Source organism: Neoroseomonas lacus (genome assembly GCF_014644535.1).
Taxonomy (GTDB): domain Bacteria; phylum Pseudomonadota; class Alphaproteobacteria; order Acetobacterales; family Acetobacteraceae; genus Neoroseomonas; species Neoroseomonas lacus.
The window spans coordinates 91,609-114,228 of record NZ_BMKW01000001.1 but is presented as its reverse complement, the minus strand read 5'-3'; the positions used below and the strand labels follow the sequence as shown (position 1 = coordinate 114,228).

Below are 22,620 nucleotides of genomic sequence, written 5' to 3'. Positions count from 1 at the left end.
GTCAGGCCGTCTTTTCCTTGATGGTTTCGGGGCGGGACGCCCATTCAGTCCAGGAGCCGTCGTAGACGGCCGGTTCAGCGAGGCCGGCACGCACCATGCCGAAGGCGATGACGCAGGCGGTTACGCCGGAGCCGCAGGAGGTCACGACCGGCCTGCCGCCAGTCGCCCCTGCCGCCGCGAAGATGGCGCGCAGCGTCGCCGGGTCCTTCATCAGCCCATCCGGGCCGGCCATCTCGCTCACCGGCACATTGCCGGCCCCGGGCATGTGGCCGGAGGGCAGTCCGGCGCGTGGTTCGGCCGCGGTGCCATCGAACCGCCCCTTGGCCCGCGCATCGAGGATCAGCGCCGAGCCATCGGCCACGATCTGCTTGATGTCGCCGATGCCCTTCAGCATCGACGCGCGGAAATCCGGCACGAAGGTCGCGGGCGCTGGGGCAGGGGCCTCGCCACTCTCGACGGGGCGGTCTTCCTTCTTCCAGGCCGGGAGCCCGCCATCGAGCACGGCGACCTTGTCATGCCCGAACAGCCGCATCATCCACCAGCCACGCGGCGAGGACCGCAACCCGTGCTGGTCGTAGAACACCACCCGCGTGTCGTTCGAGACGCCCAGCGCCCCGATCAGGCGCGCGAACTTCGCCGGCGTCGGCACCATATGAGGCAGGTCGGTCTCGTCATCGGCGATCTTGTCGATGTCGAACAGCCGCGCACCGGGAATATGCGCGGCGCGGAAGGCGTCGTGCTTGTTGCCCGGCTCGCCCGGCAGGAAGGTCGAGCAGTCGAACACCACGAGATCCGGCTTGCCCAATTCCCCAGCCAGCCACTCGGTTGAAACCAGCGATTCCATCGGCCTTACTCCCCGGCGAGCACCAGCGTCACGCGCCGGTTCGCCTTGCCCTTGTTCTCGATCTTGCTCACTTCGACGCGCCCGATCTCCCCGGTGGCGCGCACATGCGTCCCGCCGCAGGGCTGCAGATCCACCGGCGCGCCATCGCCGCCAATGCGCACTAGGCGAATGCGCCCCGACCCGCGCGGCGGCTGCACCGACAGCGTGCGCACCATGCCCGGATTGGCATCCAACTCCGCGTCGGTGATCCAGTTGTCTGTCACCGGATGGTTGGCCGCGACCAGCGCGTTCAGCTTCTCGGTCAGGCTTTCCTTGGTCGGCGGTTCCGGCAGGTCGAAATCGAGCCGCGCCTTCTCCACCGCGATCTGCCCGCCCGTCACCCCGGCACCGGGGATCAGGCTGCACAGCAGATGCATCGTCGTGTGCAGGCGCATGAAGCGATACCGGCGCTCCCAATCGAGCACCGCGGTCACCTCGGCACCTTCCGGCGGCAGCGATGCGCCCGCGACGGGCACATGCAACACGGTGTCGTCCGGCCCCTTGATGGCCTCGCCCACGGCCATCTCGCCACCGGCCCAGCGCAATACGCCGGCATCGCCCGGCTGGCCGCCGGCGCGTGCATAGAACACGGTGCGGTCGAGTACGATGCCCTCGGCCGCGGCGGAGACGACGCGCGCGCCGATCTCCCGCGCATAGGCGTCGTCACGATAGGCGAGTTCCGTCGGCATCAGTCTCTCCACTCCTTCAGCAGGCCCGCGCGCCGACGGGCGAACTGCGCCAGACACAGCGCGCCGGTCGCATTGGCGATGCGGTTGTCGTCGAACATGGCGATCGCCTCATCGGCATCGAGCACCATCAGGCGGATGTCTTCATGCTCGCTCTGCAGGCCGTGGGTGCCGACATGGCCGGCTTCGCCCAGCCGCGTGCGAGCGAGGAACAGCGTGATCACCTCGTCGCTGTTGCCCTGGTTGAGGATGTAGCGGCCGATCCGCATCAGCCGGTCGGCGACGAGGCCGGTCTCCTCGGCCAATTCGCGCCGCGCCGCCTCGGCCGGGTCCTCATCGGCCTCGAGCAGGCCGGCCGGGCATTCGGTCATCACCGGATCCATCCCGGCGGCGAGCGCCGGCAGGCGGAATTGTTCGATCAGCGCGACGCGATCGGTCCAGGGGTCCCAGGGCAGGATCGCCACCGCCCCGCCGCGGCGAACCAATTCCCAGGTGAGCACGCCGCCTTCGTCGCCGTCGAAGCGACGGTGGCGGAAGCGGACGCGTTGCAGCGGAAACCGCCCGTCCCAGACCACCTCGTCCGCGAGAACCGTCAGGCCGGGAAAATCGGGGATGGGCTTCGCCTTGGGAGGTCTGGCGCTCATGAAGGCCGGACCCTAGCCTTGGCGGCCGAGTCCGTCCATGCACCGGACCGGTCCGGGAAGGGGTGCGGCGCGTGATAGAACAGGTCCGCCACGGCGGCCACGCCAGGACCCGGCGGCACCCATGAGCGATATCGGGGCGGACCCGCAGGCGCGCGCGCGTGCCCAGCGGCGGGGCATCATCCTGCTGCTGATCGCCTCGGCGACCTTCGCGCTGTCGGCCGCCTTCGCCAAGGCGATCGGCGGACGCATCCCGGTCGCCGAGGTCATCCTATTCCGCAATGCCTTCGCGCTGCCGGCCCTGTTGCCGGTGGTGCTGGCCAGCGGCGGCCTCGCCGGCCTGGCGACGCGTAACCCCATGAGCCACGCCGCGCGCACCTTGTTCGGGCTGATGGGCATGGTCGGCGCCTTCTACGGCTACGTTCACCTGCCGATCGCGACGGTCACCGCGCTCGGCTTCACCATGCCGCTGTTCCTCACCGTGCTCTCGGTGCCGCTGCTGAACGACAGGGTCGGCTGGCGGCGAGGCATGGCGGTGCTGGTCGGCTTCCTTGGCGTGGTCATGATGGTCCGCCCGGGCGGCGAGGGCATGCGCGATGCGGGTCTTGCCGTGACGCTCTGCCTGCTGGGCTCGGTCGGCTGGGCGCTGGCGATGATCACTATCCGCAAAATGGGCGAGGCTGGCGAGAGCGCGGTCGCCATCGTCTTCTGGTTCGCGGCGGGCTCGGCGGTGCTGGCCGGGATCGCCGCGGTGCCGGTCTGGGTCTGGCCGACGCCGGTCGAATGGGCGTTGCTGGCCGGCATCGGCCTGGTCTCGGCGCTGGCGCAGGTGCTGATGACGGTCGCCTATCGCACCGGGGAGACGACGCTGCTCGCCCCCTTCGAATACTCGGGCATTGTCTGGACCACCGCGCTCGGCGCCTTCATCTGGGCCGAATTGCCAGAGGGGTGGGACTTCGCCGGGATGGCGGTGCTGGTGGGCGCGGGCCTCTATATCTGGCACCGAGAGGTGACGCTGGGCGTGCGGCGATAGCCGCGCCGCCGCAAGGCCCGCTGCCGTCCGCGCAGGGGTCACGGGCCATCGCCCCGCATGTCGGTGCCCGGGTCCAGGAGCTCCGCCGGCGTGGCGGCCGGGATCGCCGTCACGGGCGCCCCGGAGATCGGACCGAGGCATGGGCACTGCTCGCCCGGTACGGTCGGGCGACGTGCTGGCTTTCGCCCTTTGGTGGCGCTTGGCGCATGTTCCCGCCGGAAGGCACCGGCTCGGCATAGGAAACGGGGGAAATGACATGAAAATTGAGACGATTTACGGCGTTTGCATGCAACCACGCGTCGCAAAGATGCCCATAGTATCGCTTTTGATGCAGTTTTGACGGACGGTTATTCCCCGAAGTGACGTATCCCTTCCGCCCATGGAAACCTCAAACGGATCAGGCCCAAATCTGAGCGGCGGCTCGTTCCCGTCGCCGAAATCCGTTCTGGCGACGGCGTCGGCAGAGCAGGCGGCTGCGTCACGGTGCAACGACGATGCCGATGAATTGGCGCGCTCGATGCATGCCGTCATCGCACTGCTGGACGGTCACCGGCACTGACTGACCTTGGCCTGCGGCTAGCGTACCGGTAGCGCCGCGCGCCTGCACCGATGCCGCGCGGCCTTGAGCGGCCCAGTTCCTGCACGAACGTCATTCACCGATGCGACGTCGCCTCCCCCGCTCGCTTGGGAGGGCGACGGGCCACGTTCACCGCGTCGGGCGACTGCGTGGCATGGATAGGACTCGCCCGGGCTATAGCACCTTGCGGAACCACACCCGCGCATGCCCCGCCGGCATGCCGTCGAGCCGGCCGAACTCCACATAGCCATTGCGCTGCCAGAAGCCCGGCGCCTGGAAGGAGAAGGTGTCCGTATAGGCGTTGGTGCAGCCACGCTCGCGCGCCACCGCCTCGGCGCGCAGCAGCAATTCGGCGCCGACCCCCTTGCCGCGCATCTCCGGCGCGAGCCACAGCCAGTCGATGAACAGCCAGCCCCAGAAGGTCAGGCCGAGCAGTCCGCCGAGCGACTTGCCCTCGGCATCCTGCACCAGCAGCGTCACCGGCTCGCGGTCATAGGGGCCGCCCATCGCCTGGTTGAAATCGTGCAGGCCGCGCTGGATCGCGCCCACCGCCTCGAATTCCGGGGCGGCGTCCTCGACGATCTCGATGCCATCGCGCAGTGCCGTGCTCATCCGCCGAAGCGTCCCCAGGTGGCGACGGCCACGGTCGCCAGTCCGATCACCATGTTCACCAACACACCTTTCCGTATCGTGTCGAGCGCCGCCGCCGCCGCCGGGCCATTGCCGGCCGCCAGCGCCGCCCTCATCCGACGCCACGGCACCAACGCGACGAAGACGAAGATGCCGGCCATCACCAGCCCGGTCGTATGCATCAAATGCACATGCCATATGCTGGCGCCGAAGCCCCAATACCAGCCGAACAGCATGCCCCAGCCGCTGAGCAGCACCAGCGGCACGACGTGCCACAGCAGGCGGAAGAAGCGGCGGAAGACGCCTTCCATCAGCGCCAGACGCTGCGGGCCTTCCAGCGCCGCATGCGCGGCTGGGCGCAGCACCGCCATGGCGAAGACCATCCCGCCGACCCAGACCACCACGCACAACACATGCGCGACATAGAGCAACGTCGCCATCTCAATCCCTTTTCAGGGCGGCTAGCGCCGCCGCCAGCGCGCGCGCCTCGCCCGCCGCCGCACCTTTCGGTGCCGATTCCACCGCGCCCAGCCCGGCCATGAAGGCCTGCGCGAAGGCGGTGCGGTTGCCCAGCACCGGGTCAAGCAACGGCAGGCCGCGTTCCTGGATCATCGCGGTGATTTGTTCGCGCAGCTTGCCCGCCGAGGGCACGCGGTTGAGCACCAGCGCGACCTGCCGCCCTTCTTTCTTGGCGAGGTCGAGCGTGCCGTCCATCGACCACAGATCGGCCGCGGAGGGTTGCAACGGCACCAGCACGAGGTCGGCCGAGCGGATCGCGACGCGCGCATCGGTGTCGTCATGCGGCGCGGTATCCAGCAGCACGATGTCCTGGTCGCGCCGCAGGCGGTCGAGCACGCCGGGCACCCGCCAGCCCGTCGGCGCCTCGAAATGCAGCGGCCTCGCCTTGGAAGACTGGCCGCGCAGCGCGTCCCATCGTTGCAGGGAATGCTGCGGGTCGATGTCGAGCAGCGCGACGCGGCGGCCTTCCTCGGCGAAGGCCGTGGCGAGGTTGGCGGCGATGGTGGACTTGCCCGCGCCGCCCTTGCGCTGCGCCACGGCGATCACATAGGCCATGCGCGACTCCTGAAATGCCGCATGAGCATAGCAGACCGCACTCCATCGCCATCCGTCTGATGCCTTGTTCACCGCCGCGCGGGCGCGGATGCTCCCGGCATGGAACCCGCCCCCGGCCATCTCGCCCTGCTGACCCCCGAGGAAATGGCCCGCGCCGACGCCGCCGCCATCGCCGCCGGCATCTCCGGCGAGCGCCTGATGGCCGCCGCCGGCCGCGCCGTCGCCCGCGCCGCGATGCGCCGGTTTCGCCCCTGCCGGACGCTGGTGCTGGCCGGGCCGGGCAATAATGGCGGGGATGGGTATGTCGCGGCGCGGCTGCTCAATCAGGCCGGCTGGCCGGTCGCGGTCGCCGCGCTGGCGCCGCCCCGGCCCGGCAGCGATGCGGCCGGTGCGGCGGCGCGCTGGGGCGGCGCGATGCTGCCCTTCGCCCCGGCCGAGGCCGCGCGCGCCGGCCTGGTGATCGACGCGGTGTTCGGCGCCGGACTCGCCCGGCCGGTCGAGGGGCTGGTGGCCGAGACGCTCGCCGCTGCCGGCGGGCCGGTGCTGGCGGTGGATGTGCCCTCGGGCCTCGACGGCGCGACCGGGCAGGTGAGGGGCTTCGCGCCCCACGCCGCGCTGACGGTCACCTTCTTTCGCGCCAAGCCGGGCCATTGGCTGATGCCCGGGCGCGAACGCTGCGGCGAGGTGCTGGTCGCCGATATCGGTCTGCCGGCGAGCGTTCTGGCGGGTGTGGCGCCGCGGTGCTGGGCGGCGGCGCCGGGCCTGTGGCGGCTGCCCGCACTTGGCCCCTCGGCGCACAAATACAGCCGCGGCCACGTCACCATCCTGGCCGGCGCGGGGATGACCGGGGCCGCACGTTTGGCCGGCGCCGGCGCGCGGCGGGCCGGGGCGGGGCTGGTGACGCTGCTCGCGCCCGACCGCGCCAGCGGCGATGTGTTGCGGGGCGGCGCACCGGGCCTGATCGTCAGCGAGGCCGGCTGCGCTGCGCTGCTGGCGGACCCGCGCCGCGCGGTCTGGGTGGTTGGCCCCGGCCTCCCGGCGGAGGCCGCGACGCTCGACACGCTGGCGATGATCCTCGCCGCCGGGCGCATGGTGGTCGCCGATGCCGGGGCGCTCGCCGCGGCGGCGGGCCAGCCGGTGCGGCTGCGCGGGGCCGCCGTGCTGACGCCGCATGAGGGCGAATTCACCCGGCTGTTTGGCGCGATCGGCGGAGACCGGCTGGCCGCCACCCGCCGCGCGGCTGCGCTGACCGGCGCGGTCGTGCTGCTGAAGGGCCCGGACACCGTGGTCGCCACGCCGGACGGCCGGGCGGCGATCAACCGCCATGCGCCAGCCTGGCTGGCCACGGCGGGCAGCGGGGATGTGCTGGCCGGCATCATTGCCGCGCTGCTGGCGGCCGGCATGCCGCCCTTCGAGGCCGCCGCCGCGGCTGCCTGGCTGCATGGCGAGGCGGCGTTCCGCTGTGGTGCCGGCCTGCTGGCCGAGGACCTGCCGGGGGCCATTCCCGCGGCGCTGGCGGTAGCTGCTACGGGTCAGTCGCATTAATAATCTCATGCTGCGTATTTTGGTGGTCGGCTCTGCCGATGGCGCGGGCCGCGGCCTACTGGAAGGTCCAGACGCGACAAGATATGGTAATTTCACACAACTCACGGGCACTAAATGCAGTAGTAGAGGAATTCTGAGATCTTTGGCGCATACTGTGTTGAATTCACTATTTCTGTAGACGTAACCTCCGGCCCAGCAAGGGGTGGTCGAGGGGTAATTGGGCAGCAATCTTGTTTCGGTACTCCACCTGGAGGAGCGTCCGATCGTCGCCGAGCTTCGCGCGTCGAAGGCGTTCCAGCGGCTTGAGGCCATTCGCCGGTTGCTGGCGCTGTATGACCCGCAGCCTTCGTTTGCCACCGGCCTCGACGCACCGCAGGGCGCCGAACCCGACCGAGCCAGCGGGGAGGTCATCCACCTAGCCAGCGCCGCCGCGCCGGCGCCGCTGACCACGCCCACCGCGGTTACCGCCAAGCCCGCCCCGACGGCCAGCACCATCGCGCTGGCCGGGCCGGCCCCGAAGCCGGCGCCCGCCCCGCGCGTCGCGGCCGTCGCCGAGGCCGCCGTCGCCAATGTGGCGATGCGCGCCCCGGCGCCCGCGCCGCGCAGTGAATCGGAAACCTCCAGCGTGGTATCGAGTGTACGCGCCGCCTTGCTGGGTATCGGCAAGGGCAGATTGGTCTTCCACGACGACCGGCGGCGGCCGGGCCGCCAGGGGGCATTGTCGTGACCGCGGCGGCGCCCTTTTCTCTCTGACCGACGAGCGGGTCACGCCTACGACAGCCCGCACGACGACACTGGCATTTCACCATCTGTTTCCGTAAGTTTCAGGCAGTCACGAACGGGGTGGGGTATGCAGGAAATCGCCGTCCAGGCCGGATTGCTCGATCGCGCATTGCGCCGCGTCTCGTCGTTGTGGCGCGACATGGCCTCCGTCGTTGGTTCGAACGGCGAGGTCGCCGACATCACCGCCCGGCTGCGCGACGCTCTCGACGCGCGCGGCGGCGAGGTCTCGGCCCGCAACCGCGCGGCGAGCCTTGCCGAGGCCTATCGCACCCTGGATGAGACCGGCCGCAGCGATTTCCTGCACGCGTTGGCCTCCTTCGACTCCGACCCGGCGGCCGTCGCCCAGGCGATGGAAGCGGTCGCCGCCGCCGCCGACGTGGCTGAGCGCGCCGTGGCTACCGCCCGCCTGCGTCGCGCGTTGGAACCACCGCGCATCCGCCTGCTGACCGCCTTCGCCGCCATTCCGGACGGCGTGAAGTTCCTCGTCGACATGCGCGCCGAGCTGATGGCCCGGCGCGACGACGACAAGCTGCTGCAAGCGCTGGAGACCGACCTCAAGGCGCTGCTCGCCGCCTGGTTCGATGTCGGCTTCCTCGAGTTGCGCCGGATCGACTGGCATTCTCCGGCGCTCCAACTCGAACGCCTGGTCGAATATGAGGCGGTGCATCGCATCCGCGGCTGGCGCGACCTCAAGAACCGGTTGAAGGCGGACCGTCGCTGCTACGCCTTCTTCCACCCGCGCATGCCGGACGAACCGCTGATCTTCGTCGAGGTCGCGCTGGTGCAGGGCATGGCCGACAGCGTGCAGCGGTTGCTCGACCAGAAGGCGCCGACGCTCGACCCCGCCAAATCTGATACCGCGGTGTTCTATTCCATCAACAACTGCCAGCGCGGGCTGGACGGCATCTCCTTCGGCAATTTCCTGATCAAGCGAGTGGTAACGCTTCTGGCCGATGAGTTTCGCAATATCAAGACGTTCTGCACATTGTCTCCCATTCCAGGTTATCGTCGCTGGCTCGAAGCCATTCTGGCAGGCACCGACAGCCCGCTGACGGATGAGGAACGCAAGACGCTGCGCGACGTCGCCCCGCTGCTGCCCGAAACCGTCCCCGGCGACGCGACTGCGGAGGAGATCCTGCGCGCCATGATCGCCCGGCGCGGCGTGCTGCGGGTTGAGGAAGCGCAGCGCGCGCTGGAGCCGATCCTGAGCCGCCTCTGCGCCCGCTACCTAGTGAAGGAGGAAGCCCCGGGTCGCCCCGGCCGCGCGCGTGACCCGGTGGCGCATTTCCACCTATCGAACGGCGCGCGTACCGAGCGGCTGAACTGGCGGGCGGACACCTCGGAGAACGGGTACAAGCAATCCTTCGGGCTGATGGTGAACTACCTCTACGATCCGGAGCGGATCGAGGAGAACCACGAGCTCTACATGGGCGAGGGCCGGCGCGCGGTCTCGCCGGCACTGCGCAAACTCGCGCGGGGATGAGGCGAATGACCCTCGACCCGATGCCTCGCATCGGGCCGGGAGCGCACGGCGCGTATGCACTCAGACCAGCAGTGGCTGCCAGCGTGACGGTGCGCGGCGCGCAGGCCAGGCAAGGCACGCCGATGCGTGCACCGGCGCTTGAGGCTCACGGAATTACCGGTATCCCTGCATCATCGCTCGCACCCGCGGGTAGATCTCGTGCTGCCAGCGCCGCCCAGCAAACACGCCGTAATGCCCGACGCCGGTCTGCAGGTGATGGCTGCGCATCGTCGTCGGCAGTGCCGAGCACAAGTCGAGCGCCGCCATCGTCTGGCCGATGCCGCAGATGTCGTCCTTCTCGCCTTCCACCGTCATCAGCCCCATACGGCGGATGGCGCGCGGCTGCACCGGCCGATCGCGATAGCGCAACGCGCCGGTCGGCAGGTCGTGGGTCTGGAACACACGCTCGACGGTCTCGAGGTAGAATTCTGCCGGCAGGTCCATCACCGCGAAATACTCGTCGTAGAAGCGTCGATGCGCCTCCGCCGCGTCGCGTTCCCCGCCGGCGAGGTTGCGCCAGTAGGTCTCATGCGCCGTGATATGCCGCGCAAGATTGAGCGACATGAAGGCGGTCAGCTGGGTGATGCCCGGATAGACCCGCCGCCCGGCGCCCCGGCTGCCGAAGGGCACGGTCGCAATCATGTTCTTCTCGAACCAGGCCATCGGCTTGCCCGAGGCGAGCTTGTTCACCTTGGTCGGGTTCAAGCGCGTGTCGATCGGCCCGGCCATCAGCGTGACCGATCGCGGCCGCGTGGGCTCGCGGTCCTCATGCATCAGCGCGGCCGCCGCCAGCACCGCAACCGAGGGCTGGCACACCGCGAGCAGGTGCACGCCATCGCCCGTGGCGCGCACGTACTGCATGATGTGCTCGACGAAATCGTCGAAGCCGAAGCGTCCGGCAGAGAGCGGCACGTCGCGCCCGTTGTGCCAGTCGGTCACGTGCAGGTCGAAATCGGGCAGCAGCGTCTCGGCGGTCTGCCGCAGCAGCGTGGCGAAATGGCCCGACATCGGCGCCACCAGCAGCAGAGGCGGCTGGCGCACCGGGCTGTCCTTGCGGAAGCGCAGCAGCGTGCCGAAGGGGGTGGTGAGCACCGCCTCCTCCTCGACCGCCACCACCTGGTTGCCCACCACCGTCCGCTCCAGGCCGAAGGAGGGCCGCTTGTGGGTGATGCGCGCGCTGGAGAACAGGTCGAGGCCCGCCATCAGCCGCCGCAGCGTGGGCGAAGCCTCGCCGCCGATGCCGCGCATCACCGCGGTAAGCCATTCCGCCTGGCCGCGGATGGGGGCGAGCGCGCGCGCATGGCTGTCGTACAACGTGTAGATCATCGTTCGAAGCCACCCCTATGCCGAATGGCTGGTCCGCCATCCGCGCATGGTACTAATGTTGCACCGCGATTTCGCATTGCAGCAACACCCAGTGCATGGAGCGCGGCATGGCCGAGGCGACTCTCCTGATCACCAGCCGCAATTATTCCTCCTGGTCGCTGCGGGGTTTCCTGCTGGCGCGCCTGTCGGGGCTGGATTTCGTGGCCGAAACCATCTCTCCCGACGACCCGGGCGCGCGGGAGGAATTGCTGCTGCGTTCCTCCTCCATCCGCTACCCCTGCCTGGTGCATGACGGGGTGCGCGTGTGGGACGTGCTGGCGATTGCCGAATACCTGAACGAGATCCGCCCCGAGGCGGGCATGTTGCCCAAGGAACGGCACGCGCGCGCGTTGTGCCGGTCGATCTCCGGCGAGATGCATTCGGGCTTCGCCGCGCTGCGTGCCTCGCTGCCGATGAACCTCAAGGCGCATCGGCCGGGCTTCGCCATCTGGTCCGGGCCGCGCGCCGATATCGATGCGATCGAGGCGATCTGGGATGACTGCCTGGAGCGCAGCGGCGGCCCCTGGCTGTTCGGCCGCGCGCCGACCATCGCCGATGCGATGTACGCCCCGGTCGCGACCAGGCTCCGCACCTATGATGTCAGCCTCGGCGCCAAGGCCACGGCCTATATGCGTCATGTGTTGGCCTGGCCGGACTTGGCCGAATGGACGCTCGAGGCGGCCGCCGAGCCGGAGGAGATCGCCGAGCTCGAAGTCGAGTTCTGAGAGCCCGTTTGGAATCGCGCCGTTTGGCGCGTTTTCCGGCCGGAGCCAGACGTTCCAAACGGCCTCCGAGACATGCCAACCGTCCGGCTGTCGGGAGTCTTTCCTGATTCCTTCGACCGGCCGGCTTATCGTGACGTGATACGCAGGCGCGACGGTGGGTGTGCGTGGCGCAATCGCGCCGTCGCACTCACGCATCGGGGCAGGGTTTCGCTCCAGCCGGCCGACCTTCGCGCCACGTACGGGCATACCCGCGGCGCCGGGTCGTCCTGGCGCCGTCGCGTAATCGCCCGCGCGGATCGAAGCCTCGCCTCGATCCACCCGGCCCAGCCATGCCATGCCCGGTACCGGCGCACCCAGCGGTGGCACCGGCGCGCGTCAGCCGACCTTCGCCCCTTCCGGCCAGGGCTCGGGGGCCGGCACCGCGCAGGGGCCTTCCGCATCAGCGCTGCCGAAATTCGCCGGCCCGACGACTTCGAGATATTCCATGTCGGGCGAGTAATCGTACAGGTAATGCACGATCCCCGGGCGCTGATGGACACAGTCCCCGGCTTCGACCAGCGTTACCTGGTCCTCGTACATGAACTTGGCCCAGCCCTTGGTCATCAGCACGATGTGGAAATCGGCCTGGTGGGTGTGCCAGCCGGTGCCTTTCTCCGGCGCCTCATTGGCGCGCACCAGATGGGCGATGACGCGCCCCCCGGTCGCCGCCGCGATGCCGAGGTCGCGATAGGCGAAGAAGGAGCGGAGCCCATCGGTCCGCCACGGCACATCGCCGGATTTCACATGGGAAAACAGATTGACGACGGGCGCATCGAGCATGGCGCGGCTCTCCTGCTGGGCGCCTGGCCATCTGGCCGGGACGCCGGGGAATTGTGCCGTCGATTGGCTCTTCCTCGCGGCATGCAGTGTCGCGCTCGGTACGACCAGATCGCAAGCATTTTGCCGCGTTGCGCAACAGGATGGCAGTTCGCGAGGGGGGGTGATCCACCGCACCGCGGCCGCTGGCGCCATGGCGCATCCTGCCGGGACCCGAGACCGACGGATCAAGCCCGCCATGATCGAGTTCCTGCTGCTGCTATCCGCCTTGCTCGCGCTGTTCCTGCGCGCGACGCATCGCCCGGCCGCGGCGCGGCGTGTCGACCCGCGGCACCGCCCGCGCTGACAGGCCGGCCTTCTCTCCGCAGGCCGGAAACGCCATAGTCCGGACCAGAATGCGTGGGAGCGTCCGGAGATGAGCGTGCAGGGAAAAGCCAAGCGGCAGGACACGCCCGACGCGGCGCGCCGCGTCGAGATGCTGCACGCGATCGAGCGCAAGCTGCTCTGGCTGTCGGCCTGGATGATCCACCATGCCAACCACATCCGCCCCAACCGGGACGGGCTGAAGGTGGGCGGGCACCAGGCGTCCTGCGCGTCGTCGGTGTCGATCCTGACGGCGCTGTATTTCTCAATCCTGCGCCCGGCCGACCGCGTCGCGGTGAAGCCGCATGCCGGGCCGGTCTTCCACGCCATCAACTACCTGTTCGGCCGCCAGGAGCGGGACAAGCTGTCCACGCTGCGCGCCTTCCACGGCATCCAGCCCTATCCGTCGCGGGTGAAGGACGGGCCCGAGGTGGATTTCTCCACCGGTTCGGTCGGCCTCGGCGTAGCACTCGCCTCTTTCGGCTCGCTGGTGCAGGACTATGTCCATCTGCACAATCTCGCCCCAGAAGGCCTGCCCGCCGGCCGGCACGTCGCCGTGGTGGGCGACGCCGAACTCGACGAGGGCAACATCTACGAGGCCCTGCTGGAAGGCTGGAAGCACGACATCCGCAATGTCTGGTGGGTGATCGACTACAATCGCCAATCGCTCGATTCCGTCGTCCCCGACCGGCTCTTCGGCCGCATCGAGGGGCTGTTCCGCGACATGGGCTGGAACGTCGTCACCATCAAATATGGCCGCAAGCTGGAAGCCGCCTTTGCGCGGCCCGACGGTGAGCATCTGCGCCGCTGGATCGATGATTGCCCCAACAGCCTCTATGCCGCGCTGACCTTCCAGGGCGGTGCCGCCTGGCGCTCCGCGGTGCTCGCCGAACTCGGCCGCATCCCGGGCATCCGCGCCATCATCGACCCGCTGACCGATGACGAACTCGGCACGCTGATGACCAATCTCGGCGGCCACGACATCGAGACGCTGACCGATGCCTTCCGCGCCCAGGATGCCGAGGGCGACCAGCCGACCTGCTTCATCGCCTATACCGTGAAGGGCATGGGCCTGCCCTTCGCAGGCCACAAGGACAACCATTCCGGCCTGATGACCAAGGAGCAGATGGGCAGCTTCCGCGAGCTGATGTCCATCCGCCCCGGCCATGAATGGGATTTGTTCGAGGGCCTCGACATCCCCGAGGCGGAACTGCGGGACTTCATCGCCGCCGTTCCCTTCGCCGAGAAACTGACCCCGGAAGGCCGCTGCCTGGTTTCGCCGACCATCCCTGTGCCGGCGACCTTCACCGCGCCGAAGGTGGGGGAGGGCCGCAAGCAATCCACCCAGGCTGCCTTCGGCGATATCCTAGCCGAGATCGGCCGCGGCCAGGGCGAATTCGCCGAACTGTCCAAGCGCATCGTCACCACCAGCCCCGATGTGACGGTCTCGACCAATCTCGGCCCCTGGGTGAACCGGCGCGGCATCTTCGACCGCCACAAGAAGAACGACGTGTTCCGCGACGCCAAGCTCGCCTCCGCGCAGCGCTGGGGCATGTCGCCGGAGGGCCAGCATGTCGAACTCGGCATCGCCGAGCAGAACCTGTTCCTGGTTCTGGCCGGGCTTGGCCTGGCCGACCGGCTCTATGGCGCGCGACTGCTGCCGATCGGTACGGTCTATGACCCCTTCGTCAACCGGGGCCTCGATGCGCTGATCTACGCCTGCTACCAGGATGCGAGATTCCTTCTGGTTTCAACGCCATCCGGGCTGACTCTCGCACCGGAAGGCGGCCAACACCAATCGGTCAACACGCCGCTGATCGGCATGGCGGCGGATCGTCTGGCCAGTTTCGAGCCGGCCCACGCCGACGAACTCGCCATCCTGCTGCGCCATGCCTTCGACCATATGCAGAAGCCCGATGGCTCGGCGGTCTGGCTGCGCCTGTCCACCCGCGGGCTGGAACAGCCGGCCCGCGCACTCGACCCCGCGGCGGTGATCGCCGGCGCCCATTGGGTGGTGCCGCCGGCGCCGGGGGCGCGCATCGCCATCGCCTATCAGGGCGCCGTGGCCCCCGAGGCAGTCGCCGCCTTCGAGGAATTGCGCAGCGAGGAACCGACGGCTGGCCTGCTCGCCATCACCAGCCCGGACCGGATGCATGCCGAATGGCTGGCGGCGCGGCGCGGTGTGCGCAGCGGCGCGCCTCGCCTGTCGCATATCGAGACCATCCTCGCCCCGCTCTCACGCGACGCGGCCCTGGTCACCGTGCTGGACGGCCACCCGGCGGCGCATGCCTGGATGGGCGCCGTGCGAGGCCAGCGGGTGGTGCCGCTCGGCGTCGACCGCTTCGGCCAGGCGGGGGACCTGCCCGACCTCTACCGGGAATACGGCCTCGACAGCGACGCCATCCTCGATGCCTGCGCGGAGGCGCTGCTGGGCTGAACGGCCAAGGGGGGCGCGACCTGCCGGGCTGCGCCCCGTCCGGCTCAATGCCTGCGGTGCGGTGTGCCGGCGGCGTCGCCCGCCACCAGCGTGGACGTGTTCCGGGCCCGCGCCGCCGACATGGTCAACCGGACCTTGTCCCCCGACACGGCTTCCACCGCCTTGAGCGGCAGGAAGTGATGGTCGCGGCCGGTGCCGCTGGGGTCGTCGCCCTTCACCAGCCTGATCTGGTCGCCTTCGACCCTGTCCACTGTGCCGACATGGCCGCCGTCATTGCCGACGATTTCCATGTGTTCGCGAATGGCCGGTGCCTGTGCGCTCATCCGTCGTTCTCCTTGGTTGAAGCCCTTGCCGGGCCCGTCGAATGAACGCTTCGGCGGGCCGAACGGCTGCACGGCGGGGCACTGCCGCCGTCTCACGTCCCGGTGTGAGGGCGGCCGGGCGCGACGTCGCTCAGTCCCCGCCGGCGTATTTCGGCAGCTTCCTGCGGCTGACGCTCGCCATCTTCTCCAACTCGGCCTCGGTCATCGATTCCGCCATGCTCTTCGACGCGCCCTTGAGCGCCGATTTGGGCGTCTCCCCGCGCTTGGCGGACAGCGCCGCGCCGGCGGCCTTCTGCTGCTGCTGCGATTTGGCTGGCATGGTTCGGCTCCTCCCTTGCCCTGTTCCGTGATGCCGTAACGCCTGAAGGACACGGAAGGCTGCGCGTCTCGGCCAGCACCGCCGTCGCCCGGCCTGAGTGTGGCGGCGCGACCACGGAACGGCGATTTTCACCGTGGGCGCTTTTCCCACTTGGGCGTAAGCTTATATGCTTCAAGGCATCGTCACACCCAGGACCCCCTCATTCCCGCCACCCCACCTGACCCCGGCCAGCCGCCGCCCCCCCAGCTTCTGCTCACCGCTCTGGCGCGGATGTTGCGGCCGCTGGTGCGCCTGCAGATCCGCAGCGGCGTCACCTTCCCGGTCCTCGCCGACCTGCTGCGCGGCCTCTATGTCGAGGTCGCGCGCGACGACCTGTTGCCCGACCCGCGCAGTCGCACCGACAGCCGCATCAGCCTGATGACCGGCGTCCATCGCAAGGAACTGCGCCGCCAGCGCGGCCCGCAGCCGGCCGAAGAGCCGGCCATCGTCACGCTGAACAGCCAGGTCCTCGCCTTGTGGCTTGGCGCGCCCGACTACACCGACGCCGCCGGCAAGCCCCTGCCGCTGCCGCGCAATGGCCCGGCGCCCTCCTTCGACACCCTGGTCGCCACGGTCACCCGCGACGTCCGCCCGCGTGCCGTGCTCGATGACTTGCTGGCGCAGGGGTTTGTGACGCTCGACGCCGAGGGCATCGTCCGTCTCAAGGCCGAGGCCTTCCTGCCGCGCGAGGGCAGCGAGGCCCAGCTGTTCTATTTCGCCCGCAACCTGCACGACCATGTCGCGGCGGCCTCGGCCAATGTGGCCGGGCAGGGGGTGCGGCCCTTCCTCGACCGCAGCGTGCATTACGACCGCCTCGGCACCGAGGCTGCCGCCGCCCTCGAAGCCGTGGCACGCGAGGCGGCGCAGCGCCTGCTGATCGAGGTCAACCGCCAGGCACTGGCCATCGCCGAACGGGATGAGGCCGAGGCCGCCGCCAACCCCGACCGGCCGACGCGCCGCGTCAATCTCGGCGTCTATCTCTACGCCGAGGATGAAGCGCCCGATGCGCCCAAGGCATAGGGCGCTTTCCGCCCTGCCGCCGGCGGCTCCCAACCGGTCGCCCCAGGGCACGCCGCCGGATGGTGGTGTGGGCCGCTCGCCTCGGCTCGGGCGATGGTCCGGGGCCATGGGCTTGGCCGGCCTGCTCCTGCTGGGTGCCTGCGCCGCCAGCGTGCCGCCACCGATGACGACCACGGCGGGCCTGTGCCGGCTCGGCCCCGATGACGGCCCGCCGCTCGCCGATCGCGGCATTGGCGGCACCGGGGCGCCGATTGCCATCGCCGACCGCGGGATCGGCGGCACCGGCGCGCCCGCGCGGATCGCCGACCGTGGCATCGGCGGTACCGGCATCGTCGCCGTCATCACCGGCTTTGCCAGCATCTGCCTGGGTGGGGTGGAGGTGGCGCTGGACCCCGCCGTGCCGGTGACGCTGGACGGCCAGCCCATTGCCCCCAGCGCGCTGCGGGCCGGCCAGCTCGCCGTCATCGATGCCGCAGGCAGCGGCATGGCGCTGGCCGCGCGCAGTGTCGAATTGCGCCAGGAGGTCTCCGGTCCGGTCGAGGCGGTCGGCACCGATGGCCGGCTGCGCGTCGCCGGCCAGCCGGTGCAGCTTGCCGCCACGACCCTGGGCGAGCGGCACCCGGTGGTCGGCCAATGGCTCTCGGTCAGCGGCCTGCGCGGGCCGGATGGCGTGGTGCAGGCCACGAGGCTGGACCGACGCGCGCCGGGGGAGGTGCTGGTGCGCGGCCAGGCGACGTTGCGCGACGGCCGGCTGCGGATCGGCGGCCTGGACCTGCAGCCCAACGGGCCGGTCGAGGCGAGCGGCTTCGCCACCGCCACCGGCCGCTACCGCGCCGGCGCGCTGGCCGATGCCCGATTGCAACCCGACCGGCTGGCGAGCGACCCGGCGGCGGCCTTCCCGGCGACGACCCGGCGGATCCTCGTTGAATCCTATGCGGTGGCGGTGGCGGGCGGGGTACGGCTCGGGGCCGGCCCGCTGTTGCCGGGCGAGGCGGGCCTTGGTGCGGCGGCGCCGCGGCGCGCCGTAGTGGAATTCGAGCGCCAACCCGGCGGTGGCTTCCGCGCCACCGGCCTGCGGCGGGAAGGACCTGGCCCGGCGCTTTCCATGGGGGCGGACCGGAGCGGCGGCCCCGGCGGAATGCCTGGTCATGCGGGCCAACCCGCCCCGGTGCCGGGCAGCGGGCCGATCCGTGATGGCGGTCGCGGCGCAGCGGCGCCGGGCAGTGGCCGCGGCGCATTGCCGATGGGGCGTGGGAACCGGCCTTCCCGGTCCGGCGACGCGCCCTCCTTCCCGCCACTCCAGCCCAGCGGTGGCGGCCTGTCCCTGCCGCCCGGTGGAGCGGCCCCGCCACCGCGCTGACACCACGGCGCGCATTGGCCCCGCTGCCGGGCCAAGTCATTGTCCGACCGGGCAGCACCGGCGCGCCCCAGCCCGACGGGCCGATCGGCGACATCGTGCCGGTTCGGCGGCCCGATTGCCTGTGAACCGGTGCCGGACCTCTCAAGCAGCCTCCCCCGACAGTGGCCTCGCACGAATGCCGTGCAGCGTAACGCGCGCCATCCGGGCGGCCTGAGCGGCGCCGTGTCCGCCTGCGCCGAAGGGTTACGAAGTGTGAGCGGCGCGCCTGTTCAATAGACGTGGGAAAAAGTCCCACGTATAACAACCTCGCTCCCTGACAGATCGAGGCCCCTTCGATGGACATGCCGACCAGCTCCCTCTTCAGCACCGCGGACCGCCTGCCCTGGGCTGAGCCGCTGCCGCTCGCCGACGGGTCGGCGCTCCCGAAACGCGGCCTCTCGCCCGTGGTCGACCGTCCCGACCGCCGCATCTCCCCCTGGCTGCGGGCGCGCTCCTTCCTGCGGCGGCCGCGCTTCGAGGGCTCGGTGCTGCGTGCCGGTCTCGCCGCGCTGCGCGAGGAGCTCGCGGCCCTGCGCGCCGACCTCGCCGAGGCGGTCAACGACACGCCGCGACTGCTCGCCATCCACAACGGCGCGCCGGGGCTCGCCCGGGCCCCGTCGGTCGCGGCCTTCGTGCATTACGCCCCGGTCGCCGCGGTCAGCGGCATGGTCCTGCGGCGGATCGAGCAACTGCGCGCCAACGGATTTGCTGTGGTCTTCATCAGCTCGGCGCCGGGCGTCCCGCCAGTGGCGCTGGCGCGGCTGCGCGCGCTTTGCGCGCTGGTGGTGGTGCGGCGCAATCACGGGCTCGATTTCGGTGCTTGGCACGACGTGGCGCCGCTGCTGCGCCGGACCGCGCCAATGATGCAGGAGCTGCTGCTGGCGAATGACAGCGTCTGCGGCCCGTTCCGCGACAAGGCGCCAATACTCGCCGCCATGCGCGCGGCCGGCCACGGCCTGTTCGGCCTGACCGAGAACCTGGCGCCGCGGCCGCATCTTCAGTCCTACTTTCTGCTCGCCCGCGGGCGGCCGGTGGTGGCCGACCTGCTGCGCTTCCTCGACGGCTGCACCGTCACGGCCAGCAAGCGCCGCACCATCCGCAATGGCGAGGTGCGCCTCAGCGCCTGGATGCGTCGCCGGGGCCATGCGGTGGCGGCCTGGTGCGGCTATGAGACGATCGAGCGTGCCGCCTTGCAGCAGGATTCGGCTCGGCGCCGGCTCCGCGCGCTCTACCCCTTCCTGTTCCGCGACATCCCGCGCGACAGCCCGGCCGAGGCGGCAATGATGGGCTGGGCGCTGCACCGGCGGCCAGTCAATGCCACCCACGCGTTCTGGCGCGAATTGGTCGAGGAGATGGGCTTCCCCTACCTCAAGACCGACCTGTTGCTGCGCAACTCGATTATCGAGGATGCCGCGGGCTGGCGCCGCCTGCTGGCCGACCGCGACGAGGCGATGAATGTCGTCATCTCCTCCCACCTCGCGACCATGTCGGTTGCGCGGCGCCGGGATCCCGGCGCGTGATGGCGGTGGATGTGATGCTGTGGCGCTGCGCCGGGATGGCGCTTCGGCAGTTGCTAGGCCTCGGGGCGGCCTGCCTGCGGTCGCGGCGCCCCGGATCGGCCAGCACGGGCCGTTGATTCTTTTCGTCCCGGCTGTCGATCCGGCCGCCCGCCATTCGTCGTGTGGGCAGGACGGCCGTGGCGGCCGCCCGCCGACAAGGAGACACCCCGATGCGTGTGATGGTGATGGTGAAGGCGACGACCGACAGCGAGGCGGGCATGATGCCCTCGACCGACCTGCTCGAGGCGATGGGCCGCTTCAACGAGGAGCTGGCCAAGGCCGGCCTCATGCTGGCCGGCGACGGTCTGAAGCCGAGCGGGCAGGGAAAGCGCGTGGCCTTCGACGGGCCTGCACGCCGGGTCATCGACGGGCCCTTCGCCGAGACCCGCGAATTGGTGGCCGGTTACTGGATCTGGGAGGTCAAGGACATGGCCGAGGCGGTCGAATGGGTGAAGCGCTGCCCCAACCCGATGCCCGGCCCGAGCGAGATCGAGATCCGCCCGCTCTACGAAATGGCCGATTTCAGCGAGGCGCTGACGCCCGAGGTCGCCGAGATCCACGACCGCGCCCGCGATTCCATCGCCCGGCGTTGACCGGGGCACGGCGCGCATGCGTCGCCCCGTGTGTCGCTTCCGACCTCCGGGCGACCCCCCCGACGCCCGGAGGTGGGCGATCGCCGGTCCCGCTGCCTGCGGGACTGACGGCGCCCGTGTCGCGGCCGGGCAGGGTAGCCCGGCCGGCCCCGCCGCGATTCACCGCTTCGGCTTCGCCAGGTTCAGCGCGATGGCGGCGCGGACCAGCGCCTGCAACGCCTCCTCATTGATCGAATCGACCTCACGGAGGTCTATTGCGCGCCGGGTGTTGCCCTCCAGGCTGGCATTGAACAGCCCGGACGGGTCCTCCAGTGACGCGCCCTTGGCGAAGGTCAGCTTCACGACGGCCTTGTAGGTCTCGCCGGTGCAGATGATCCCTGCGCGCGACCAGACCGGCACGCCGCGCCACTTCCACTCCTCGACCACGGCCGGGTCGGCCTGCCTGATGAGCCGGCGCACCCGCGCGAGCATCGCGCCCCGCCAGTCGCCCAGTTCCCTGATCCGGGCATCGATCAGGTCGGAGGGGGAGGCGATCGGCCCCGATTCCGGCGCCTCGGTCGTCCTCGCTGTCATGCTGGCCTCGCCTTCATGGGTGTTGAACCCCGCAGGGTGGGAATTGCTGCACCCGTGGCGTCCGTCCTGTCATCTCACCCCGCCGTGACTCGCCGGAAGCGGGCCTGGGCGCGGTGCCGCGTCAGCGAAAATGGGCTAAACCGGCGGCGTGGCGGAGACGGATATCCAACAAGCCATCGAGGCGGTCTTCCGAATCGAGCGTGCGAGGTTCATGGGCGGCCTCGTTCGCTTGGTCCGCAGCCTCGACCTCGCCGAGGAACTGGCCCAGGACGCGCTGGTGACGGCGCTCGCCGAATGGCCGCGCAGCGGCGTTCCGGACCGGCCCGGGGCTTGGTTGATGGCCGCGGCCAAGCGCCGCGCCATCGACCGCCTTCGCCGGCAGCGCATGCTGGTACGCAAACATGCCGAGATCGCCCGCGACATCGAACAGGAGCGCGACACCACTACTGAGGCGATGGAAGCAGCCCTGGACGACGACTATGGCGACGAGCTGCTCGCGCTGGTCTTCACCGCCTGCCATCCGCTGCTCGCCGCCGAGGCGCGCGCGGCCCTCACCCTGCGCTTGGTTGGCGGGCTCACCACGGCGGAGATCGCCCGCGCCTTCCTCTCGAACGAGGCGACGATCGCCCAGCGCATCGTGCGGGCGAAACGGACGCTCGCCGACGCGGGCCTGCGCTATGCGGTGCCGCGCGGCCAGGAGCGCCACGGCCGCCTCGCCTCGGTGCTTGAGGTGCTCTACCTGATTTTCAACGAAGGCTACGCCGCGACGGCGGGCGACGACCTGATCCGCCCGGCGCTGTGTGCCGAGGCGGCCCGGTTGGGTCGCATCCTGGCCGGCCTCATGCCGGAGGAACCGGAGGTCTTCGGCCTGCTCGCCCTGATGGAGTTGCAGGCGTCGCGCCTGCCGGCGCGAACGGCGGCCGATGGCGCGCTGGTGCCGCTGCCGGCGCAGAATCGCACCCGCTGGGACCGGCCGCTGATCAGCCATGGCCTGGCCGCGCTCGACCGCGCCGAGGCGCTGGGCGGCGGGGAGGGGCCTTATGCCCTGCAAGCCGCGCTTGCCGCCTGCCACGCCAGGGCGGCGAGTGCCGAGGCGACCGACTGGTCGCGCATTGCCGGCCTCTATGACCGGCTGGCGGTGGCGATGCCCTCGCCAGTGGTCGACCTGAACCGGGCCATTGCCCACAGCATGGCCTTCGGCCCGCCGGCCGGGCTGGCCTTGCTGGCGGCGATCGAGGCGGAGGGCTCGTTGCGCGACTACGCACCGCTGCCCGCCGCAAAAGGCGACTTCCTGTTCCGTGCGGGCCGCTTCGCGGAGGCCCGGGCCTCGTTCAGCCGTGCCGCCGGCCTGACCCGCAATGCGCGCGAACGGGCCTATCTGGAGCAGCGTGCCGCGGCCTGCTGCGGTTGAACGCCACGCCGCGCCGAGGGTGTGTCAGGCTCCGTTCCGGCGCGAATGCGGCCCGGCGCCCGGTCTCGGCAGGGGGCCGGCGAGGCCTTTTGGGCTGTCATCGTGCAGCCATGCCTTGGAAAGCCGAGCGTCCTGCGCTACATCCCGCGCCTCTCCGCCGCGCGGCGCCTCCGTGGGCGGGCGTGGTGGAACTGGTAGACACGCTGGATTTAGGTTCCAGTGGCGCAAGCCGTGGGGGTTCGACTCCCTTCGCCCGCACCAATCGGCGCCGCTGGTTTTCTCTAGCCTTTTGGATGGACGTCCC

Annotated in this window: 22 protein-coding genes and 1 tRNA gene; 12 read left to right on the top strand and 11 right to left on the bottom strand. The window is 70.3% G+C overall.

All coding sequences use genetic code 11. The features are described from left to right. Position 1: 1 nt before the first annotated feature. From IEY36_RS00570 to IEY36_RS00560, 3 genes are read right to left on the bottom strand one after another with little or no spacing between them, the layout of a single operon-like run. Positions 2-844, bottom strand: a complete 843-nt coding sequence (locus tag IEY36_RS00570; protein WP_188964966.1) for a sulfurtransferase — start codon at positions 842-844, stop codon at positions 2-4. 5 nt (positions 845-849) lie between these two features. Then, complete coding sequence (locus tag IEY36_RS00565) at positions 850-1,572, bottom strand: alanyl-tRNA editing protein (protein WP_188964965.1); 723 nt, start codon at positions 1,570-1,572, stop codon at positions 850-852. Continuing rightward, on the bottom strand, positions 1,572-2,213 hold the full coding sequence (locus IEY36_RS00560) for an NUDIX domain-containing protein (protein ID WP_188964964.1): 642 nt from the start codon (positions 2,211-2,213) through the stop codon (positions 1,572-1,574). The genes IEY36_RS00565 and IEY36_RS00560 overlap by 1 nt, the downstream gene beginning before the upstream one ends. Positions 2,214-2,334: 121 nt before the next feature. Here IEY36_RS00560 and IEY36_RS00555 point away from each other — a divergent pair, with 121 nt between their 5' ends. Further along, positions 2,335-3,243, top strand: coding sequence for a DMT family transporter (locus tag IEY36_RS00555; RefSeq protein WP_188964963.1), 909 nt, complete (start codon positions 2,335-2,337; stop codon positions 3,241-3,243). A 751-nt stretch (positions 3,244-3,994) separates the two neighbouring features. Here the strand turns inward: IEY36_RS00555 and IEY36_RS00550 are convergent. The 3 genes from IEY36_RS00550 to parA are packed head-to-tail and all read right to left on the bottom strand — an operon-like array spanning position 3,995 to position 5,524. Continuing rightward, positions 3,995-4,432 (bottom strand): GNAT family N-acetyltransferase, encoded by a 438-nt coding sequence (locus IEY36_RS00550; RefSeq protein WP_188964962.1) that lies wholly within the window; start codon positions 4,430-4,432, stop codon positions 3,995-3,997. Beyond that, positions 4,429-4,890 carry a CopD family protein gene (locus tag IEY36_RS00545; protein ID WP_188964961.1) on the bottom strand — a complete coding sequence of 154 codons (462 nt, stop codon included), beginning with the start codon at positions 4,888-4,890 and terminating at the stop codon, positions 4,429-4,431. The genes IEY36_RS00550 and IEY36_RS00545 overlap by 4 nt, the downstream gene beginning before the upstream one ends. A 1-nt stretch (position 4,891) precedes the next feature. Continuing rightward, positions 4,892-5,524, bottom strand: coding sequence for a ParA family partition ATPase (gene parA / locus IEY36_RS00540; protein WP_188964960.1), 633 nt, complete (start codon positions 5,522-5,524; stop codon positions 4,892-4,894). 99 nt (positions 5,525-5,623) lie between these two features. Between parA and IEY36_RS00535 the strand changes: the two genes are divergently transcribed. The 3 genes from IEY36_RS00535 to IEY36_RS00525 all read left to right on the top strand — a co-directional run bounded on the left by IEY36_RS00535 (position 5,624) and on the right by IEY36_RS00525 (position 9,335). Then, complete coding sequence (locus IEY36_RS00535; RefSeq protein WP_229680994.1) at positions 5,624-7,069, top strand: NAD(P)H-hydrate dehydratase; 1,446 nt, start codon at positions 5,624-5,626, stop codon at positions 7,067-7,069. A gap of 217 nt (positions 7,070-7,286) precedes the next feature. Beyond that, entirely contained in the window at positions 7,287-7,796 is a 510-nt protein-coding gene (locus IEY36_RS00530; RefSeq protein ID WP_188964959.1) for a hypothetical protein, read from the top strand. Positions 7,797-7,919: 123 nt separating this feature from the next. Continuing rightward, positions 7,920-9,335 (top strand): malonyl-CoA decarboxylase, encoded by a 1,416-nt coding sequence (locus tag IEY36_RS00525; protein WP_188964958.1) that lies wholly within the window; start codon positions 7,920-7,922, stop codon positions 9,333-9,335. Positions 9,336-9,488: 153 nt separating this feature from the next. Here IEY36_RS00525 and IEY36_RS00520 read toward each other — a convergent pair whose 3' ends face one another. Further along, positions 9,489-10,700: a polyhydroxyalkanoate depolymerase gene (locus IEY36_RS00520; protein WP_188964957.1), complete on the bottom strand. Its 1,212-nt coding sequence runs from the start codon at positions 10,698-10,700 to the stop codon at positions 9,489-9,491. Between the two features lie 107 nt (positions 10,701-10,807). On the opposite strand from IEY36_RS00520, the gene IEY36_RS00515 reads away from it, so the two are divergent. Further along, complete coding sequence (locus IEY36_RS00515; protein ID WP_188964956.1) at positions 10,808-11,464, top strand: glutathione S-transferase; 657 nt, start codon at positions 10,808-10,810, stop codon at positions 11,462-11,464. Between the two features lie 375 nt (positions 11,465-11,839). Here the strand turns inward: IEY36_RS00515 and IEY36_RS00510 are convergent, their stop codons facing one another. Next, positions 11,840-12,283: a cupin domain-containing protein gene (locus tag IEY36_RS00510; RefSeq protein WP_188964955.1), complete on the bottom strand. Its 444-nt coding sequence runs from the start codon at positions 12,281-12,283 to the stop codon at positions 11,840-11,842. A gap of 418 nt (positions 12,284-12,701) precedes the next feature. Here IEY36_RS00510 and IEY36_RS00505 point away from each other — a divergent pair, with 418 nt between their 5' ends. Beyond that, a complete protein-coding gene (locus IEY36_RS00505) occupies positions 12,702-15,080 on the top strand; it encodes a 1-deoxy-D-xylulose-5-phosphate synthase N-terminal domain-containing protein (protein ID WP_456307038.1) in 2,379 nt (792 codons plus the stop codon). Positions 15,081-15,124: 44 nt separating this feature from the next. Here the strand turns inward: IEY36_RS00505 and IEY36_RS00500 are convergent, their stop codons facing one another. Next, a complete protein-coding gene (locus IEY36_RS00500; RefSeq protein WP_229680992.1) occupies positions 15,125-15,475 on the bottom strand; it encodes a DUF2171 domain-containing protein in 351 nt (116 codons plus the stop codon). Positions 15,476-15,533: 58 nt separating this feature from the next. Continuing rightward, positions 15,534-15,722, bottom strand: coding sequence for a DUF3008 family protein (locus IEY36_RS00495; RefSeq protein WP_188964954.1), 189 nt, complete (start codon positions 15,720-15,722; stop codon positions 15,534-15,536). 150 nt (positions 15,723-15,872) lie between these two features. Between IEY36_RS00495 and IEY36_RS00490 the strand changes: the two genes are divergently transcribed. From IEY36_RS00490 to IEY36_RS00475, 4 genes are all read left to right on the top strand, one after another. Next, positions 15,873-16,781, top strand: coding sequence for a DUF6502 family protein (locus IEY36_RS00490; protein WP_373290279.1), 909 nt, complete (start codon positions 15,873-15,875; stop codon positions 16,779-16,781). A gap of 112 nt (positions 16,782-16,893) precedes the next feature. Then, positions 16,894-18,141 carry a DUF5666 domain-containing protein gene (locus IEY36_RS00485; RefSeq protein ID WP_188964953.1) on the top strand — a complete coding sequence of 416 codons (1,248 nt, stop codon included), beginning with the start codon at positions 16,894-16,896 and terminating at the stop codon, positions 18,139-18,141. Between the two features lie 341 nt (positions 18,142-18,482). Beyond that, positions 18,483-19,700 carry a rhamnan synthesis F family protein gene (locus tag IEY36_RS00480; protein WP_188964952.1) on the top strand — a complete coding sequence of 406 codons (1,218 nt, stop codon included), beginning with the start codon at positions 18,483-18,485 and terminating at the stop codon, positions 19,698-19,700. Between the two features lie 209 nt (positions 19,701-19,909). Continuing rightward, positions 19,910-20,332, top strand: coding sequence for a YciI family protein (locus tag IEY36_RS00475; protein ID WP_188964951.1), 423 nt, complete (start codon positions 19,910-19,912; stop codon positions 20,330-20,332). Positions 20,333-20,491: 159 nt separating this feature from the next. Here the strand turns inward: IEY36_RS00475 and IEY36_RS00470 are convergent, their stop codons facing one another. Continuing rightward, complete coding sequence (locus IEY36_RS00470; protein ID WP_188964950.1) at positions 20,492-20,905, bottom strand: DUF1801 domain-containing protein; 414 nt, start codon at positions 20,903-20,905, stop codon at positions 20,492-20,494. Positions 20,906-21,116: 211 nt separating this feature from the next. On the opposite strand from IEY36_RS00470, the gene IEY36_RS00465 reads away from it, so the two are divergent. Beyond that, complete coding sequence (locus tag IEY36_RS00465; protein ID WP_188964949.1) at positions 21,117-22,316, top strand: RNA polymerase sigma factor; 1,200 nt, start codon at positions 21,117-21,119, stop codon at positions 22,314-22,316. 176 nt (positions 22,317-22,492) lie between these two features. After that, a tRNA-Leu gene (locus IEY36_RS00460) sits at positions 22,493-22,577 on the top strand. Positions 22,578-22,620: the final 43 nt, after the last annotated feature.

Bases quoted from the DNA above. Each gene is read 5' to 3' on its own strand.
- IEY36_RS00570 (WP_188964966.1), bottom strand. From the start codon at position 844: ATGGAATCGCTGGTTTCAACCGAGTGGCTGGCTGGGGAATTGGGCAAG.
- IEY36_RS00565 (WP_188964965.1), bottom strand. From the start codon at position 1,572: ATGCCGACGGAACTCGCCTATCGTGACGACGCCTATGCGCGGGAGATC.
- IEY36_RS00560 (WP_188964964.1), bottom strand. From the start codon at position 2,213: ATGAGCGCCAGACCTCCCAAGGCGAAGCCCATCCCCGATTTTCCCGGC.
- IEY36_RS00555 (WP_188964963.1), top strand. From the start codon at position 2,335: ATGAGCGATATCGGGGCGGACCCGCAGGCGCGCGCGCGTGCCCAGCGG.
- IEY36_RS00550 (WP_188964962.1), bottom strand. From the start codon at position 4,432: ATGAGCACGGCACTGCGCGATGGCATCGAGATCGTCGAGGACGCCGCC.
- IEY36_RS00545 (WP_188964961.1), bottom strand. From the start codon at position 4,890: ATGGCGACGTTGCTCTATGTCGCGCATGTGTTGTGCGTGGTGGTCTGG.
- parA (WP_188964960.1), bottom strand. From the start codon at position 5,524: ATGGCCTATGTGATCGCCGTGGCGCAGCGCAAGGGCGGCGCGGGCAAG.
- IEY36_RS00535 (WP_229680994.1), top strand. From the start codon at position 5,624: ATGGAACCCGCCCCCGGCCATCTCGCCCTGCTGACCCCCGAGGAAATG.
- IEY36_RS00525 (WP_188964958.1), top strand. From the start codon at position 7,920: ATGCAGGAAATCGCCGTCCAGGCCGGATTGCTCGATCGCGCATTGCGC.
- IEY36_RS00520 (WP_188964957.1), bottom strand. From the start codon at position 10,700: ATGATCTACACGTTGTACGACAGCCATGCGCGCGCGCTCGCCCCCATC.
- IEY36_RS00515 (WP_188964956.1), top strand. From the start codon at position 10,808: ATGGCCGAGGCGACTCTCCTGATCACCAGCCGCAATTATTCCTCCTGG.
- IEY36_RS00510 (WP_188964955.1), bottom strand. From the start codon at position 12,283: ATGCTCGATGCGCCCGTCGTCAATCTGTTTTCCCATGTGAAATCCGGC.
- IEY36_RS00495 (WP_188964954.1), bottom strand. From the start codon at position 15,722: ATGCCAGCCAAATCGCAGCAGCAGCAGAAGGCCGCCGGCGCGGCGCTG.
- IEY36_RS00480 (WP_188964952.1), top strand. From the start codon at position 18,483: ATGCCGACCAGCTCCCTCTTCAGCACCGCGGACCGCCTGCCCTGGGCT.
- IEY36_RS00475 (WP_188964951.1), top strand. From the start codon at position 19,910: ATGCGTGTGATGGTGATGGTGAAGGCGACGACCGACAGCGAGGCGGGC.
- IEY36_RS00470 (WP_188964950.1), bottom strand. From the start codon at position 20,905: ATGACAGCGAGGACGACCGAGGCGCCGGAATCGGGGCCGATCGCCTCC.
- IEY36_RS00465 (WP_188964949.1), top strand. From the start codon at position 21,117: ATGGGCGGCCTCGTTCGCTTGGTCCGCAGCCTCGACCTCGCCGAGGAA.